17 protein-coding genes and 1 pseudogene are annotated in these 13,524 nt (G+C 70.0%); 9 read left to right on the top strand and 9 right to left on the bottom strand.

Features of this window, described 5'->3' with window-relative positions:
• Positions 1-5 precede the first annotated feature (5 nt).
• Together ACH4SI_RS28580 and ACH4SI_RS28575 are read right to left on the bottom strand one after the other, a co-directional pair.
• Positions 6-764 (bottom strand): iron-containing redox enzyme family protein, encoded by a 759-nt coding sequence (locus tag ACH4SI_RS28580; RefSeq protein ID WP_398300522.1) that lies wholly within the window; start codon positions 762-764, stop codon positions 6-8.
• Between the two features lie 870 nt (positions 765-1,634).
• Positions 1,635-2,555, bottom strand: coding sequence for a DMT family transporter (locus ACH4SI_RS28575; RefSeq protein ID WP_398300520.1), 921 nt, complete (start codon positions 2,553-2,555; stop codon positions 1,635-1,637).
• A gap of 107 nt (positions 2,556-2,662) precedes the next feature.
• Here ACH4SI_RS28575 and ACH4SI_RS28570 point away from each other — a divergent pair, with 107 nt between their 5' ends.
• Positions 2,663-3,238: a TetR/AcrR family transcriptional regulator gene (locus ACH4SI_RS28570; RefSeq protein WP_398300518.1), complete on the top strand. Its 576-nt coding sequence runs from the start codon at positions 2,663-2,665 to the stop codon at positions 3,236-3,238.
• 1 nt (position 3,239) lies between these two features.
• On the opposite strand, the gene ACH4SI_RS28565 is transcribed toward ACH4SI_RS28570, so the two are convergent.
• The 3 genes and pseudogenes from ACH4SI_RS28565 to ACH4SI_RS28555 form a co-directional block, all read right to left on the bottom strand.
• Positions 3,240-3,623: a cupin domain-containing protein gene (locus ACH4SI_RS28565; protein ID WP_398300935.1), complete on the bottom strand. Its 384-nt coding sequence runs from the start codon at positions 3,621-3,623 to the stop codon at positions 3,240-3,242.
• Positions 3,603-4,394, bottom strand: a pseudogene (locus ACH4SI_RS28560) (carbon-nitrogen hydrolase family protein); the annotation flags it as partial. The gene ACH4SI_RS28565 and the pseudogene ACH4SI_RS28560, both read right to left, overlap by 21 nt.
• A gap of 70 nt (positions 4,395-4,464) precedes the next feature.
• Complete coding sequence (locus ACH4SI_RS28555) at positions 4,465-5,328, bottom strand: helix-turn-helix transcriptional regulator (RefSeq protein ID WP_398300516.1); 864 nt, start codon at positions 5,326-5,328, stop codon at positions 4,465-4,467.
• A 114-nt stretch (positions 5,329-5,442) separates the two neighbouring features.
• Between ACH4SI_RS28555 and ACH4SI_RS28550 the strand changes: the two genes are divergently transcribed.
• Together ACH4SI_RS28550 and ACH4SI_RS28545 are read left to right on the top strand one after the other, a co-directional pair.
• Positions 5,443-5,766 carry an SDR family NAD(P)-dependent oxidoreductase gene (locus ACH4SI_RS28550; protein ID WP_398300514.1) on the top strand — a complete coding sequence of 108 codons (324 nt, stop codon included), beginning with the start codon at positions 5,443-5,445 and terminating at the stop codon, positions 5,764-5,766.
• A 64-nt stretch (positions 5,767-5,830) separates the two neighbouring features.
• On the top strand, positions 5,831-6,436 hold the full coding sequence (locus ACH4SI_RS28545) for a dihydrofolate reductase family protein (RefSeq protein ID WP_398300512.1): 606 nt from the start codon (positions 5,831-5,833) through the stop codon (positions 6,434-6,436).
• 112 nt (positions 6,437-6,548) lie between these two features.
• Here ACH4SI_RS28545 and ACH4SI_RS28540 read toward each other — a convergent pair whose 3' ends face one another.
• From ACH4SI_RS28540 to ACH4SI_RS28530, 3 genes are all read right to left on the bottom strand, one after another.
• Positions 6,549-7,031 carry a hypothetical protein gene (locus ACH4SI_RS28540; RefSeq protein ID WP_398300510.1) on the bottom strand — a complete coding sequence of 161 codons (483 nt, stop codon included), beginning with the start codon at positions 7,029-7,031 and terminating at the stop codon, positions 6,549-6,551.
• Positions 7,032-7,133: 102 nt separating this feature from the next.
• Positions 7,134-7,505, bottom strand: a complete 372-nt coding sequence (locus ACH4SI_RS28535; protein ID WP_398300508.1) for a hypothetical protein — start codon at positions 7,503-7,505, stop codon at positions 7,134-7,136.
• Positions 7,474-8,025, bottom strand: coding sequence for an ATP-binding protein (locus ACH4SI_RS28530; RefSeq protein WP_398300506.1), 552 nt, complete (start codon positions 8,023-8,025; stop codon positions 7,474-7,476). The genes ACH4SI_RS28535 and ACH4SI_RS28530 overlap by 32 nt, the downstream gene beginning before the upstream one ends.
• 103 nt (positions 8,026-8,128) lie before the next feature.
• Here ACH4SI_RS28530 and ACH4SI_RS28525 point away from each other — a divergent pair, with 103 nt between their 5' ends.
• Complete coding sequence (locus tag ACH4SI_RS28525) at positions 8,129-8,941, top strand: helix-turn-helix domain-containing protein (protein WP_398300504.1); 813 nt, start codon at positions 8,129-8,131, stop codon at positions 8,939-8,941.
• The gene (locus ACH4SI_RS28520; protein ID WP_398300502.1) at positions 8,938-9,189 is read left to right on the top strand and encodes a DUF397 domain-containing protein; all 252 of its coding nucleotides are present in this window, start codon (positions 8,938-8,940) and stop codon (positions 9,187-9,189) included. Before ACH4SI_RS28525 ends, ACH4SI_RS28520 begins: the two co-directional genes overlap by 4 nt.
• A gap of 18 nt (positions 9,190-9,207) precedes the next feature.
• On the opposite strand, the gene ACH4SI_RS28515 is transcribed toward ACH4SI_RS28520, so the two are convergent.
• Positions 9,208-9,714: a MarR family winged helix-turn-helix transcriptional regulator gene (locus tag ACH4SI_RS28515; RefSeq protein WP_398300499.1), complete on the bottom strand. Its 507-nt coding sequence runs from the start codon at positions 9,712-9,714 to the stop codon at positions 9,208-9,210.
• A 73-nt stretch (positions 9,715-9,787) separates the two neighbouring features.
• Between ACH4SI_RS28515 and ACH4SI_RS28510 the strand changes: the two genes are divergently transcribed.
• The 4 genes from ACH4SI_RS28510 to ACH4SI_RS28495 all read left to right on the top strand — a co-directional run bounded on the left by ACH4SI_RS28510 (position 9,788) and on the right by ACH4SI_RS28495 (position 13,494).
• Entirely contained in the window at positions 9,788-11,011 is a 1,224-nt protein-coding gene (locus tag ACH4SI_RS28510) for a multidrug effflux MFS transporter (RefSeq protein ID WP_398300497.1), read from the top strand.
• Positions 11,012-11,075: 64 nt separating this feature from the next.
• Positions 11,076-11,525 (top strand): MarR family winged helix-turn-helix transcriptional regulator, encoded by a 450-nt coding sequence (locus ACH4SI_RS28505; RefSeq protein WP_398300495.1) that lies wholly within the window; start codon positions 11,076-11,078, stop codon positions 11,523-11,525.
• On the top strand, positions 11,522-12,928 hold the full coding sequence (locus ACH4SI_RS28500) for an MFS transporter (protein ID WP_398300493.1): 1,407 nt from the start codon (positions 11,522-11,524) through the stop codon (positions 12,926-12,928). The genes ACH4SI_RS28505 and ACH4SI_RS28500 overlap by 4 nt, the downstream gene beginning before the upstream one ends.
• A gap of 11 nt (positions 12,929-12,939) precedes the next feature.
• A complete protein-coding gene (locus ACH4SI_RS28495; protein ID WP_398300933.1) occupies positions 12,940-13,494 on the top strand; it encodes a cysteine hydrolase family protein in 555 nt (184 codons plus the stop codon).
• The last annotated feature ends 30 nt before the right edge of the window (positions 13,495-13,524 follow it).

Genomic DNA, 13,524 nt, shown 5'->3' with positions numbered 1-13,524 from the left:
CGGACTCAGTTGGTGACGGCCTTGTGCATCGCGTTCCACATCTCCAACTGGACGTCCAGCGTCGCCGTCGCGGCGGCGGCGATGGCGGCCACGTCCGCCTCGCTGTGGCAATTGTTCACCACGCACTTCTTGGCGTCCGCGGCGTGGCGCTCCTCGACTCCCTCGTCGCCCACGTGGACGTTGAAGTAGACCTCGACGTCGTGCACGAACTTGTCCTGCGGGAGGACCTTGTTGGTGTTGCGGAACGCCGTACGGCAGATCTTGAGCATCCGGTCGGCGTGGGACTCCAGCGCCATCGCGACGCCCAGCATGCTGTGGTAGCTGGTGACCAGCAGGTCCAGCGTGCGCCGACGGTACTCCAGGGTCTCCGGGATGACGAGCTTGCTGTCCCGCGCCTCCTTGACCAGCATCGGAGCCACACCGAACTCGACCTGACCGTGCAGGTTGTGGGTGTTCTCCATCAGTATCTCGTGACAGTGCGCCCGGTTGCCGTCGCCGGTCTCCTCGTTGAGGATGTGCGAGAACAGGACCAGGGTGTCCATGTCGTCGTGGGCCGCCGCCTGGGCGCAGACATGGGCGATGCCCTTCACGGTGCCTTCGGTGCGGTGGTAGAAGTTCGCCCGGTGGAATTCGAACGATTCACCGGTCCAGGGCGTTCCCTCGAGGAGCTTGAAGTACTCGTTTTCGTAGACCGGGTGCCGGTCCAGGTCGTCGATGAGTGAGGTGACCGAGTCGTGGATCGCCGTGCTCGCAAACGTTGTCATTCTCGTTTTCACTCCCGTTTCAGGCGCGATTGACTGGGGTGACGGCTTTGCCGAGCAGTGACGCAGGGTGACGCACAGGATCGAGGCGGGGATCGGATCGAAGAGAAGGTGAATTCATCCGTCCGCTTTATTGCGGCACTGGATGGGTGGCACATCCATTCTGCTGTTCGTCGAACTCCCTGCTGATCTGTCGCGATCATCGTGTCCCACGGCTCTTGGCTCCGCAGGACAGGAACCGGCCATGTCCGGGCAGCTGCCGGATGAGCCGGTGCGTACCGGGAGCCGCGCGGAAAGGCTGACGCGGCTGATCTGCGGAAAGGTGTGTTTCTTCTATGTATCAACAACGTAAATCAAGACAGGGGGCTGCGGCGGGAATCAGGACAGCGATCACGAGAGCGCCCGCGAGCAGGGAACTCCGCGCGGGCGAACGTGTTCTCGGCGAAGGTGGCCTCCGGGGAGCATTACCGTGTCTCACCTGTGGGTTTCCGCCGTCGAAGGACCGGCGACCGGAGTGTGAGCGGTACGACCGGTGGGCTGGTGGCCGGTTGTCCAGATCGTGCCCTTGCGGTCAATGCGCGAACGGTCATGCGGTAAAACGTGTTCCAGAAGCGCGATGAGCAGGGCGGACAGCGTGGTCTTGTTCCCCGCACCGGACACCGGCAGTCGCGTCGGTCAGGCCACGCGTACGGCTTTCGACGTACAGATGAACCGGAAGAGTCCGCCAGTGACCGTGCCTGTGGCCGTGGGAGGCATGCGATCCCGCCGTTCCCTACGCGCGGGCCGTGCGTGTCGCGGGCGACTGCCCCTTCCGCTTCCCGCGGGTGTCCGACACCTCGATCCGGACACAGCCCGGCCTGTCCGGCGGCACGGTCAGGGGACGACCTCGCGACGGGCCGCTTCCGGTTCCGGAGAGATTCGCGCCGACCGCCGCCCAGCGCGGCCATTCGCCGCCGCCACCCCGGCCACGCACACCGCCATCCCCACCAGCGCGAGCACCCCCGGCGCCTCGCCGAACATCGCGTACGCCCACACCGAAGTCGTCGGCGGCGTCAGGTAGATCAGCGCGGAGGTACGGGTGACGCCGCTGTGCCGCACGCTCAGCCAGTAGAAGCCGTAACCGCCCACGGTGGAGAGCAGGACGGTCCACGCCACCGCGAACCAGAAGCCGCCGCCGGACGGGGGCGCCGCGTGGCCGCCGGCCAAGGCGACACCGGTGAAGAGCACCGCACTGGTGACGCAGTGCAGCGGTATCGCGTCCATCGGCGAGAGCGGCGCCCGCGTGCGCCGTTCCAGGAAACTCGCCGCCAGCAGCGCCGCCATGGCCGCGAACGGAAGGCCGTACGCCCAGGGCGTCACGGCCGCCGTCCCGTACAGGTCGCCCTGTACGACGAGGGCGACGCCGCCCAGCCCGATCGCGAGCCCCGCCCACTGCCGCGCGGTCACCGTCTCCCCGAGCAGCCGCCCGGCGAGGGCACCGGCGGCCAGCGGTTGCAGCGCGGCGATCAGGGCGGCGGTCCCGGACGGTACGCCGAGCCCGACCGCCCATACGATCCCGCCCAGGTAACCGCCCTGCGAGAGCGCGCCGATGACGGTCTGCTCGGCCACCGCGCGCAGGGAGAGCCTGCGCCGCCGGAAGAGCGCCCAACCGCCGCCCAGCAGAACGGCCGCCGCGATGAAGCGCCACATCAGCAGGGTGTCGGCGGGGGCCTCGCGGGTGCCGAGTTCGGCACCGATGAAGCCGGAACTCCACATCACGACGAGACCGATGGACGTGATCGCGGTGACGGGCATGGGACTCCTCCCGAGCTACTAGGTATACCGGTCTGTTTACCACGCTCTTCCACTAGACTAAACAGATCGGTATACCCGTCACGTCACGTCGGGAGGAATCGCGCCCCATGGATACGCTCACCCCCGCCGCCCGCCGCGTCCTCGATGCCGCCGCCGAGCTGTTCTACGGGCAGGGGATCCACGCGGTCGGCGTGGATCTGATCGCTCAGCGCGCCGGGGTCACCAAGAAGACGCTCTACGAACGCTTCGGGAGCAAGGAGGCGCTGGTCGCCGCGTATCTGCGCGAGCGCGACGAGCGGTGGCGGGTCTGGCTGACCGCCGAAGTCGACAAGTCGCCCCGGCAGGACCCGTCGCACCGCATCCTTGCCACCTTCGACGCCCTCGGCGTCTGGATGCGCCGCGAGAACCCGCGCGGCTGCGGCTTCGTCAATGCCGCCGCCGAGCTGCCGGACAGCAGCCATCCGGCCCGCCGCGCGATCAGCGACCAGAAGCGGTGGCTACGGGACTATCTGCGGGGCCTGGCCGAGGAGGCGAAGGCCCCCGACCCCGGCGCCCTCGCCGACGAACTGCTCCTGCTCCACGAGGGCGCCACCGTGCTGTACGGCCTGTCGGCCATCCCCGACCCGGTCGCGACGGCGCGGCGGATGGCGCGTACGGCCCTGGAGCGTGCCGGGATCCAGTGACTCAAGCCCCGGGGTAGGTGATCACCAGCATCGTCACCCCGCCGTCGGAGATCCACGGGCCATGCGGCATGCCCGGCGGGCGGCATGCGTAGTCCCCCGCCGAGAAGGTCCGCCCCAGCGTCAGGTCGTGCATGTCGCCCTCGAGCAGGTAGACCTCCTCCCAGAAGTCATGACGGACGACCCCGGACCGCGAGGTGTCCGTGCCCGGCTCCCACCGGACGAGCGCCGTGCGATGCGCCCCGCTCCCGTCGGCGGCGAGGGTCTGCTCCCGGACGCCCGGGGCGGCCCCCTCGGGCACCTGCCAGGCGCCGGAGGGACGGTGGAATTCCAGCTCGGGCTTGGCCCGCCCGCTCGTCGCGTGGGTGCCGAGCCTGCGGTTGGCCAGGACGGACACCGTGCGCCGTACGGCGGTGACCTCGTCCGTGTCGACGTCCGCCACCAGCAGCCCGGGGGCCGCTTCCAGTCGCTCCCGTACGGTGCCGTCGGGGCCGACGAGGGCGCTGTACCCGATGCCGGTGGGGGCGGAGCCGGTGGTGGACAGGCCGGATGCCGCCGGATCGGCCTGTCCCACGGCGGCCAGCCATACGGTGGCGTCCAGCGCCCGCGCCCGGGTCAGCAGCTCCCACTGCTCCCGCTTGCCGGGGCCCGCGCCCCAGGATGCCGGGAGCAGCGACAGCGCCGCGCCCGCGTCGGCGTGCGCCCGGAACAGCTCGGGGAACCGCACGTCGTAGCAGGTGGCGAGGCCGATCCGGACGCCGTCCAGCGCGAAGGTCACCACCTCCGAGCCCGGGGCCACGTTCTTGGACTCCGCGAAACCGAAGGCGTCATACAGATGGATCTTGTCGTACGCGGCCTCGACACCAGGGCCGGTGGCCAGCAGGGTGTTGGTGACCCGGCCGTCGGGGGCCGGGGTGAACATGCCCGCCACGAGGACCAGCCCCGCGTCCTCCGCGATCCGCCGGACCTCGGTGGCCCACGGCCCGTCCAGCGGTTCGGCCAGCGGGCCCAGCCGGGTGCCGAAGCAGGCCATGGCGGCTTCCGGGAAGACGACGATCCGGGCGCCGTCCGCCGCCGCGCGCAGGGCCTGCTCGCGCAGGGTGACAAGGTTCGCCTTCGGGTCCGGGCCGGTGGTGATCTGGCTCAGTGCGATGCGCATGGGGTGTGCGGCCTCTCTTCCGGATGGGCTGGCAGCATACTTGTTGTATACCGAACGTATGCGCAGCCCCTCAAGGGGCATCAGCACGGTGGCCGGTGACGGCGGTGAGCTGGAGCTTGGTCTCGTCCTCGCTGCCGGGTACGGCGGTCATGATGACGATCTTCAGCTCGGAGTCGCCGTCGGTCAGGACGTCGCAGTCCACCGTCACCGGACCCACCGACGGGTGGTCGATCGTCTTGTGGTCCTCCCGGTGCGCGGCCACCTCTCCGGTCGCCCACAGCTCGGCGAACCTCCTGTTGCCCGCGTTCAGGTCGCGGATCAGCGTGGCCAAGCGGCTGTCCCGGGGGAAGCGGCCGGTGGCGCGGCGCAGGTCGGAGACGACGGCGGCATCGGTGGCGTCGCGGTCCGCCTCGGTCACCGGCCACCGTGCGAGGTGCGCGGGGCCGGCGTCCACCGGGAACCTGTCGCGGGCGAAGTTGCGCAGCCGTGGCGGCGAGGCGGACGGGTCGCCCAGCAGGGCGGCCCACCCACGGTTCCACCACACCAGTTGCCAGTCCGCCGCGAACACGGCGACCGCCACGTCCCCGAGGCGGGCGAGCACCCGCTGCATGCCGGGCGGAAGGTGGTCGGAGACCGCGCCGTCCATCGGCGGTACGAGCCGGGCCAGCCGGTACAGGTGGTCCCGCTCGGCGGTGGACAGCTGGAGGGCGCGCGCCAGGGACGCCACCACCGACGCCGAGGGCGTCGTGGCCCGCCCCTGCTCCAGGCGCACGACGTAGTCGACCGACACCCCGGCCAGGTCGGCCAGCTCCTCACGCCGCAGCCCGGCCGCCCGGCGCCCCCCGGCCACCGGCAGCCCGGCGGCCGACGGGGGCAGCCGGTCCCGCCACGTGCGGATCATCGCGCCCAGTCCGGTCCCGGGTGTCGTCGGCATGTTCCCCATCCTTCTGCATCCCGCGTGGTGCGTGGGGGCGCGAGGGTGGTACGGGTCTTCCTACCGTCGAAGCGTCCCTGGTCCGCCTCCCTCGACGGGACCAGGATCGAACACATGACGATCACCTTCATCACCGGAGCCAACAAGGGGCTCGGCCGCGAGACCGCCCGCCGCCTGATCGAGCGCGGCCACACCGTGCTCGTGGGAGCCCGCAGCCGCGAGCAGGGCGAGGAGGCCGCGGCCGCGCTCGGCGCGCGCTACGTCCCCATCGACGTGACCGACGACGCGTCCGTGGCCGCCGCGACCGACCTCAACGGCCACAGCGGCCCCCAGACCGTCACCGAGGGCACGGACGCGATCGTCGCCCTCGCCACCGAGGGGCCCGGCGCGCGTACCGGACGCTTCGTCTCCCGCCATGGCGAGATCGCCTGGTCGTGAAACCGGCTCCGCCGATGAGTTTCCGGCGGTGGTGCGGTCTACGTGTCAACGAAGGGAGCGCACCATGCGCAAGATCATCGTTTGCACGTTCCTGACGCTGGACGGCGTCATGCAGGCACCGGGCGGTCCGGACGAGGACGCGGAGAGCGGCTTCGAGCACGGCGGCTGGCAGAAGCCGGTGTCCGACGACGAGGTCGGCACGGCCATCGCCGGTTGGTACGAGTCCTCCGACGCGATGCTGCTCGGCCGCAAGACGTACGAGATCTTCGCGGCGTACTGGCCGACCGCCGATCCCGACAACCCGTTCACCGATCGGATGAACAGCATGCACAAGTACGTGGCGTCTCGGACCCTGACGTCCGTCGAGTGGCAGAACTCCACGCTGCTGGAGGGCGACATCGCCGATGCCGTACGCAAGCTGAAAGCCTCCGACGGCGGCAACATCAACGTTGTGGGCAGTGGCGACCTCGCCCAGACCCTCATGCGGCACGACCTCGTCGACGAGTACCGGCTGACCATCCATCCGGTGATCATCGGCACCGGCAAGCGGCTGTTCGCCGACGGGGCGATCCCCACCGCGCTGGAGCCGGTCAGCGTCTCGACGACGAAGGGCGGTACCGTCGTCGGCGTCTACCGGCCGAAGGGTAAGCCCAGCTACGACAGCTACTAGGGGGTGTCCGCCGCGAGACCATGACCGGCCGTTGGCGCTGATGATGACGCGGGCGCCGCCGGGCGGGCGGCGCGCCACGCGGCGGACCCGGTACGTGATGTCCTGCTGTGACTCAAGGAGTGGCTTCGACGGTGATCCGCGCGTAGTCGTAGCCACCAGTCTCGGGCGATGGGTTGTAGGTGACCGTGAACGTTCGCCGTACCTCGCCGAAGTGGTCGGAGTACGTCACCTTGGACGGGCTGGAGCGCTTCGGCTCGGCGGTGATGTCGTACGTACGAAGGAAGTCCTCGACGCTTGAGTCCTGGCCGTTGCCCACCTTGTACCGGAGCACCGCGGCGCCGTCCTTCGCCACCTTGGCGTACGTGGGTATGTAGTAGCGCCCCGCGGATGGATGCTGATCGTGGTGCATCCCCGCCTTGCGCTCCACTGACTCCTCCGGACCGTCACCGGCCGACGTGAACAGCGCCACGGCCGCCCAAACGATCACGCCGAGCGTCCACACCACGCACAAGGCCAGGAACCACACCAGCCACCTGCGCCGACGTGGCCTCTGCTCGTGGTCCTCGCCCTTCGGCCGGTCAGCGAGCGTTGCCATGACTTCCCCTACGGTGCCGACGCGATCACTCGTGGTTGGACCCTAGCCGTCGGGGTCACGCCGAGCACATGCCGGGTACCCGTGCCCGCTGCCGCTGAGGAGTCACGCGCTGTCCGCGTCCGCCGCCGGGGTCGGGCTGGGAGCGGAGGCGGACTCCATCGCCTCCACGAAGCGGCGCACCGTCTCCGCGTCGCACTCCCCGCGCACCGTTATCGAACGGCCGTTGGCGCTGATGATGACGGCGGGTGCGGCCGGGCGCGCGGCGCGCCACGCGGCGTAGGACAGGCCGAGGTTCAGCGCGCCGAGCCCCTGGCTGACCACCAGGTCGATGATCCCCAGCTTGCCGTGCGAGGGGCTCGGGAGCATGTTCAGATCGGCATGCGCACGGACGTCCGTGTCCTGCCGCAGCCACCGGTACAGGTCGTGGATCGCGAGATCCCCATCATCCGCCTCGGCGCTGATCTCCACGCGCATGGCGGTTTCCATCCGCTGTTCCATGGGCGCCAACGATAGGGGTGTCGGCCCCGTATTTTGTTGCGATCTCAGCCCAAACGGTCTTCCCCGGCCCACCGTTGGGCCGTGGCCCAACCGCCCACCGCTCGGCGAACTGCGACACGAGGAACAGCCCGCGCCCCGTCTCGGCCTCCGGCGTCGCCGTCTTGAGCGCGGGCAGCCGCTCGGTGCGGGTGTCGGAGACCTCGATACGGATGGGGCCCGACGCGTCGAGCGGCGCGGTGAGGCGTACGTGGAAGTCCCGCCCGGGGACGCGTCCGTGACGCACCGCATTGGCGCACAGCTCGCTGGCGATCAGCGTCGTGATCTCGTTGGGGCTGGAATCGTACGGGTACCCCCACGCGGCCAGCCGGTGCGATACGAGCCGCCGCGCGAGCCGCGCCCCGCGCGGCGTCGAGGTGAAGCGCATGGCGAACTCGCCGGGTACGGAAGGGAGCTGGCCCTGAGTCGTACCCCGTGAGGGGGGATTTTCGGTCGTCATGGCAACGAGGGTGGTGGTCGTGTGCCTAGTCTCGCCAGTAAGCGCGCCTGTACGGACAGTGTCTGTCGGACACGCGAGGGCGCGGAGGTAGGGGTGGTGACCCATGGCAGGTACGTACGAGACGTCAGCATTTCTGAGGGGGTTCGGCAGGCAGCTGAAGCTATTGCGGGAGGCGGCAGGTCTCACGCAGGCGGAATTGGGGTTGCGTATCGGGTACAGCGCGGATCAGATCGCGTCGGTGGAATGCGGGCGCCGCATCCCCAAGCCGGACCTGATCGACAAGGCCGATGAGGTGCTCGGGGCCCGAGGTCTCCTCAAGGCGATGAAGGAGCGGGTCGCGCTGGAGCGGTATCCGGCGTTCTTCCAGGATGCGGCGGAGATCGAAAAGGAAGCGGTCGAGCTGTATTCCTACGAGACCCAGGTGTTCATGGGGCTGCTCCAGACGAAGGAGTACGCGCGAGCCGTACTGGGGATGCGTCGCCCCCTGGTGGACGAAGAGCTGATCGAGCAGCGTGTGGCCGCACGGCTGGAGCGCCAGGCCATCTTCACCGTCAAGCCCGCACCGATCATGGGCTTCGTTATGGAGGAGGCCATTCTGCGGCGCCCCTATGGCGGGAAGCAGGTTCTGCGCGGACAGTTGGAACACCTGCTTCTCATCGGGGAGAAGCGCAATGTGGAACTCCAGGTCATGCCAACGGACCGGGAGGACCATGCCGGAGCCGATGGAGCCTTGAGCCTGATGATCCCGAAGGGAGGCTCGCAGATCGCGTACCTCGAACGTCAGGGCCACGGCATCCTGCTCACCGACCGGGAAGAGGTCCGCATCATCGCCGCTCGGTATGGGATCATCCGGGCCCAGGCTCTCAACCCAGGGGAGTCGTTGGCGCTGATTGAGAAGGTGCTGAGGGAGCTATGAGTATGGGAATAGGCGAGTTGGTCTGGTTCAAGAGCAGCTACAGCGGCAGCGAGGGGGGTCAGTGCGTCGAGGTCGCCATGGAGTGGCGTAAGAGCAGCTATAGCGGTAGCGAGGGCGGCGATTGCGTCGAGGTGGCCGCATGCCCCGACACCATCCACGTCCGTGACAGCAAGGACACCACCGGCCCGGTCCTCACGTTCCCGGCCACCGTGTGGGACGCGTTCGTGGGGTTCGCCGCGAACAACTGACCCAGAGGTCCAGCCCGTTCAGTCCTCTGGATGGGCTGGACCGTCGTCGTTCACGAGCGCCGTGGTGAGCCGGTCGAGAGATGCCGTCAGGCGACGGCGGTCGTCGGGCGGCAGGGCGACGAAGTAGCGCTCCACGATGCGGGCGTGGACGTCCACCGCACGCACGAAGGTCCTCTCACCCCCGTCCGTCGCCTCGACCAGCGTGACCCGGCGATCGTCGGGTGACGGTACGCGGCGTACGAGGCCCGCCGTCTCCATGCGGTCGACCAGGCGCGTGACCCCGCCGCTGGTCAGGATGACGTCCTCGGCCAGGGTGCGCTGGGAGACCTGTTCCTCCGGGTCCCGGCACAGCCGCAGCAGCACCTCGAACATGACGTGGCCGATCCCGGCCTCCGCCCGCATGGCGGCGTTGATGCGCTGCTCAAGGTGGGTCGCAGCCTTCAGCAACAGGCCGAAATCGTGGACCAGCGGCTCGCTGGCCGCCTGCGTGGCCGTGCGCTTCTCCGAGTCGGCCTTCATCACCATGTGGGCAGTCTAGTGGAGAAAATCACTGACTGCTCAATTGCTGAGCAGTCAGCAATATCTTACGCTGCTGGTCATGGACACCGTCGCCACGTCATCACCCACCGCCACCGGGACCACACGACCGCCCCGCCGCCGGCTGCGGCTGCTCATCGTCCTGGGGGGGCTCTCGGCGTTCGGTCCGCTGTCGCTGGACATGTATCTGCCCGCCCTGCCCGCTCTCGCCCGCGACTTCGCCGTCCCCGACGCGGGCGTTCAGCTGACCCTGACCAGCTGCCTGATCGGCCTCGCCGTGGGGCAGCTGATCGCCGGGCCGCTCAGTGACCGGTGGGGGCGGCGGGTGCCCCTCCTCATCGGCCTCGCCGGGTACGTCGTGGCGTCCGTGCTCTGCGCCTTCGCGCCCAACGTGACCGCCATGACCGGGTTGCGGGCCCTCCAGGGGATAGCGGGCGCGGCGGGGATCGTGATCAGCCGGGCCGTCGTCCGCGATCTCTACGAGGGAGCCGCCGTCGCGCGCTTCTTCTCCCTCCTGATGCTGGTCAACGGCATGGCGCCGATCCTCGCGCCGGTCGTCGGCGGTCAGCTGCTGCGGTTCACGTCCTGGCGCGGGGTCTTCCTCGTGCTCGCCGTCATAGGTGCCGTTCTGCTCGCGGCCACCGTGGTCGTCGTGGGGGAGACGCTGCCGGCCGCGCGGCGGCGCTCGGGCGGGCTCGGGCAGACGTTCCGTAGCTTCGGTTCGCTGCTGCGTGATCCAGGGTTTGTGCGGCCCGCGCTCGCGGGCGGGTTGGCGTTCGCGGCGATGTTCTCGTACATCTCGGCGTCGTCCTTCGTGCTCCAGAAGACGTACGGCCTGGACCCGCAGCAGTTCAGCATCGCCTTCGCGGCCAACGCCCTGGGCATCATGCTGCTCGGCCAGGGCAACGCCCGGCTGCTGCGCAGCCGCAGCCCGCACACCCTGCTGACGGCCGGGATCGCGCTGTGCGCGACAGGCGGCGGTGCGCTGCTGCTGTCCGTGCTCACCGGTCTCGGCGTGGTCGCCGTGCTGATCTCGCTCTTCGCGCTCGTATCGAGCATCGGCCTGATCATGCCGAACGCCACGGCGCTGTCGATGTCCGGGCACCCGGAGGCGGCCGGTACCGCGTCCGCGCTGCTGGGGCTGTTGCAGTTCGCGCTGGGCGGCGTCGCCGCGCCGCTGGCGGGGCTGGGCGGCAACGGGGCGGCGCTGCCGATGGCCCTGGCGATCGCCGCGTGCGCGGCGGCGGCCGTCACCGTGCACCTATGGCCCATGCGCCGCAGCTGAACGACAGGGCAAACTGTTCAGTGCAGACTGGACAGGCTGGCCTGATGAAATTTACGGTGGGGGCATGGCAGAGACTCCACCCGGCATGTCCGCGTCCTCCGTGCGCGCCGCGCATGAGATCCGTGTCGTCGTCGGCCGTCTGCGGCGGCGGCTCAGGGAGACGTACGACATGGAAGGGCTCACCCCCACGCAGACGTCCGTGCTCAGCAGGCTCAGCAAGGACGGGCCCGCCTCGGCCAGTGGGCTCGCGGCGGCGGAGCGCGTCCGGCCGCAGTCCATCGCGCTCACCCTCGGCGTGCTCGATGAGCGCGGGCTGATCGAGCGGCGGCCCGATCCGGACGACGGGCGGCGGCAGGTGATCTCGGTGAGCGAGGCGGGCCAGGCGTTCCTGGAGGACAACCGGCGGGCGGGCGAGGAGTGGCTGGCCCGGTCCCTGGAAACCGGCTACACCGAGGACGAACGGCAGGCCATCATCAGTTCGCTGGCCCTGCTCGACCGGCTCAACGCCATATGATCACGCGGCGCATACGACGCGTCGGCAAGCCCCAGACGCGCGGCGGCTTCGACCGCAGGCTGCTCGCGCCGATGATGCTGGGGTCGATCCTCAACCCGGTCAACTCCTCCATCGTCTCCGTGTCGTTGGTGCCGATCGGCGCCGCCTTCGGCGCCCCGCCCGCGCAGACGGCCTGGCTGGTCTCGGCGCTCTACCTGGCCACCGCGATAGGCCAGCCGGTCGTGGGCCGGCTCATCGACCTGTACGGGCCGCGCCGCCTCTTCCTCGCGGGGTCGGCGCTGACGGGCCTGTCGGGGCTCATCGGCGTACTGGCCCCGAACCTGGGCACGCTGATCCTCGCGCGGGTGGTGCTCGGGTTCGGGACGTGCGCGGGCTATCCGGCGTCGATGTACCTCATCCGCAGCGAGGCGGAGCGCACGGGCAAGGAGAGTCCCACCGGGGTGCTGACCGCGCTCGCCGTGGCCAACCAGACCGTCGCCGTCATCGGCCCTTCCCTGGGCGGGCTGCTGATCGGGCTGGGCGGCTGGCGTGCGACGTTCGCCGTCAACCTTCCGCTCGCCGTGGCCGGGCTGACCCTCGGCTTTCTCCGGCTGCCGAAGGCCCACCCGCGCCGGGAGCGCGAAGGGGCGGCCGGGCTGGACCTCGTCGGCATGGCGCTGTTCGCCGGGATGCTCGTATCGCTGCTGCTGTTCCTGATGGAGCCGAGCGCCGACCGCTGGTACCTGCCGGTGATCATGGTGGTGGCGGCGGTCGGGTTCGTGGTGCGGGAGCTGCGGGCGGGGGAGCCGTTCATCGATCTGCGGGTGCTCGGCGGCAACGTTCCGCTGCTCCTCACGTACGCCCGTATGCTCCTCGTCGCCGTCGTGTCGTACGTGATGCTGTACGGGTACACCCAGTGGCTCCAGGAGGGGCGGGGGCTGACGGCGTCGCAGGCGGGACTCGCCCAACTGCCGCTGTTCCTGGCCGCGATCGTGGTGTCCACCGCCACCGGTCGTCGCGCCGCCGTGCGCGGCAAGCTCCTCGTCGGCGCGGTCGGGCAGATCGCCGTGTGCCTCATGCTGCTCACGCTCGGATCGCACAGCCCGGTGTGGCTGCTGATCGCGATCGCGCTCGTGTGCGGCGTACCGCAGGGGCTGAACAACCTGGCCCTCCAGAACTCCGTCTACCACCAGGCCGACCCCGAGCGGATGGGCTCGTCGGCGGGGCTGCTCCGCACCTTCCTCTACCTCGGCGCCATGGTCGCCTCCAGCGCCAACGGCGCCTTCTTCGGGCCCCGCGCCGACACCGTCGGTCTGCACGGCCTGGCCTGGTTCATGCTCGCCATCGCCGGGCTGTTCCTGGCGCTGACGGTCGCGGACCGCTCGCTGGGCCGCATCGGTGCCGACTCTCCCTCCACATCCTGAAAGGCTTGATCGTGTCGAACACCGCACTGCTCGCGATGGACATTCAGAACGGCATCCTGAGCCGCATCGCCGCCGCCGACTACGTGCCGCGCCTGACCCGCGCGGTCGACGCCGCGCGCGGCGCGGGGATTCCGGTCCTGCACGTCGTGGTCGGCTTCCGCTCCGGGCATCCGGAGGTGTCGGAGCGCAACATGGCGTTCAGCGCGTTGGGCGCGTCCGGCGCCTTCACGCCCGGGGACCCGGGCGCCGCCATCCACCCCGATGTCGCGCCCCGGCCCGACGAGACCGTGATCACCAAGAAGCGGATCAGCGCCTTCGCGGGCAGCGATCTGGAGATGGTCCTGCGGGCCCAGGGCATCACCGATCTCGTCCTGACCGGCGTCGCGACCAGCGGCGTCGTGCTGTCCACGCTGCGCCAGGCCGCCGACCTCGACTACCGGCTCACCGTCCTGGCCGACGGATGCGCCGACGCCGACGAGGAGGTCCACCGGGTGCTCACCGAGAAGGTGTTCCCGCGCCAGGCCACGGTGACGACGGTCGAGGAGTGGGCCGCGGCGCTCGGCTGACCGGGTGGTGACCCGCCGATTACACTCCCG

The sequence above is a fragment of the Streptomyces sp. NPDC021212 genome, assembly GCF_044332925.1.
Classification (GTDB): domain Bacteria; phylum Actinomycetota; class Actinomycetes; order Streptomycetales; family Streptomycetaceae; genus Streptomyces.
The sequence above is the reverse complement of the archived record's forward strand: the minus strand, read 5'-3'. Positions and strand labels throughout refer to the sequence as shown.

What these genes read in the sequence shown, in the direction of transcription:
- ACH4SI_RS28580 (WP_398300522.1), bottom strand. Translation starts at nt 764, where the DNA reads ATGACAACGTTTGCGAGCACGGCGATCCACGACTCGGTCACCTCACTC.
- ACH4SI_RS28575 (WP_398300520.1), bottom strand. Translation starts at nt 2,555, where the DNA reads ATGCCCGTCACCGCGATCACGTCCATCGGTCTCGTCGTGATGTGGAGT.
- ACH4SI_RS28570 (WP_398300518.1), top strand. Translation starts at nt 2,663, where the DNA reads ATGGATACGCTCACCCCCGCCGCCCGCCGCGTCCTCGATGCCGCCGCC.
- ACH4SI_RS28555 (WP_398300516.1), bottom strand. Translation starts at nt 5,328, where the DNA reads ATGCCGACGACACCCGGGACCGGACTGGGCGCGATGATCCGCACGTGG.
- ACH4SI_RS28550 (WP_398300514.1), top strand. Translation starts at nt 5,443, where the DNA reads ATGACGATCACCTTCATCACCGGAGCCAACAAGGGGCTCGGCCGCGAG.
- ACH4SI_RS28545 (WP_398300512.1), top strand. Translation starts at nt 5,831, where the DNA reads ATGCGCAAGATCATCGTTTGCACGTTCCTGACGCTGGACGGCGTCATG.
- ACH4SI_RS28540 (WP_398300510.1), bottom strand. Translation starts at nt 7,031, where the DNA reads ATGGCAACGCTCGCTGACCGGCCGAAGGGCGAGGACCACGAGCAGAGG.
- ACH4SI_RS28535 (WP_398300508.1), bottom strand. Translation starts at nt 7,505, where the DNA reads ATGCGCGTGGAGATCAGCGCCGAGGCGGATGATGGGGATCTCGCGATC.
- ACH4SI_RS28530 (WP_398300506.1), bottom strand. Translation starts at nt 8,025, where the DNA reads ATGACGACCGAAAATCCCCCCTCACGGGGTACGACTCAGGGCCAGCTC.
- ACH4SI_RS28525 (WP_398300504.1), top strand. Translation starts at nt 8,129, where the DNA reads ATGGCAGGTACGTACGAGACGTCAGCATTTCTGAGGGGGTTCGGCAGG.
- ACH4SI_RS28520 (WP_398300502.1), top strand. Translation starts at nt 8,938, where the DNA reads ATGAGTATGGGAATAGGCGAGTTGGTCTGGTTCAAGAGCAGCTACAGC.
- ACH4SI_RS28515 (WP_398300499.1), bottom strand. Translation starts at nt 9,714, where the DNA reads ATGGTGATGAAGGCCGACTCGGAGAAGCGCACGGCCACGCAGGCGGCC.
- ACH4SI_RS28510 (WP_398300497.1), top strand. Translation starts at nt 9,788, where the DNA reads ATGGACACCGTCGCCACGTCATCACCCACCGCCACCGGGACCACACGA.
- ACH4SI_RS28505 (WP_398300495.1), top strand. Translation starts at nt 11,076, where the DNA reads ATGGCAGAGACTCCACCCGGCATGTCCGCGTCCTCCGTGCGCGCCGCG.
- ACH4SI_RS28500 (WP_398300493.1), top strand. Translation starts at nt 11,522, where the DNA reads ATGATCACGCGGCGCATACGACGCGTCGGCAAGCCCCAGACGCGCGGC.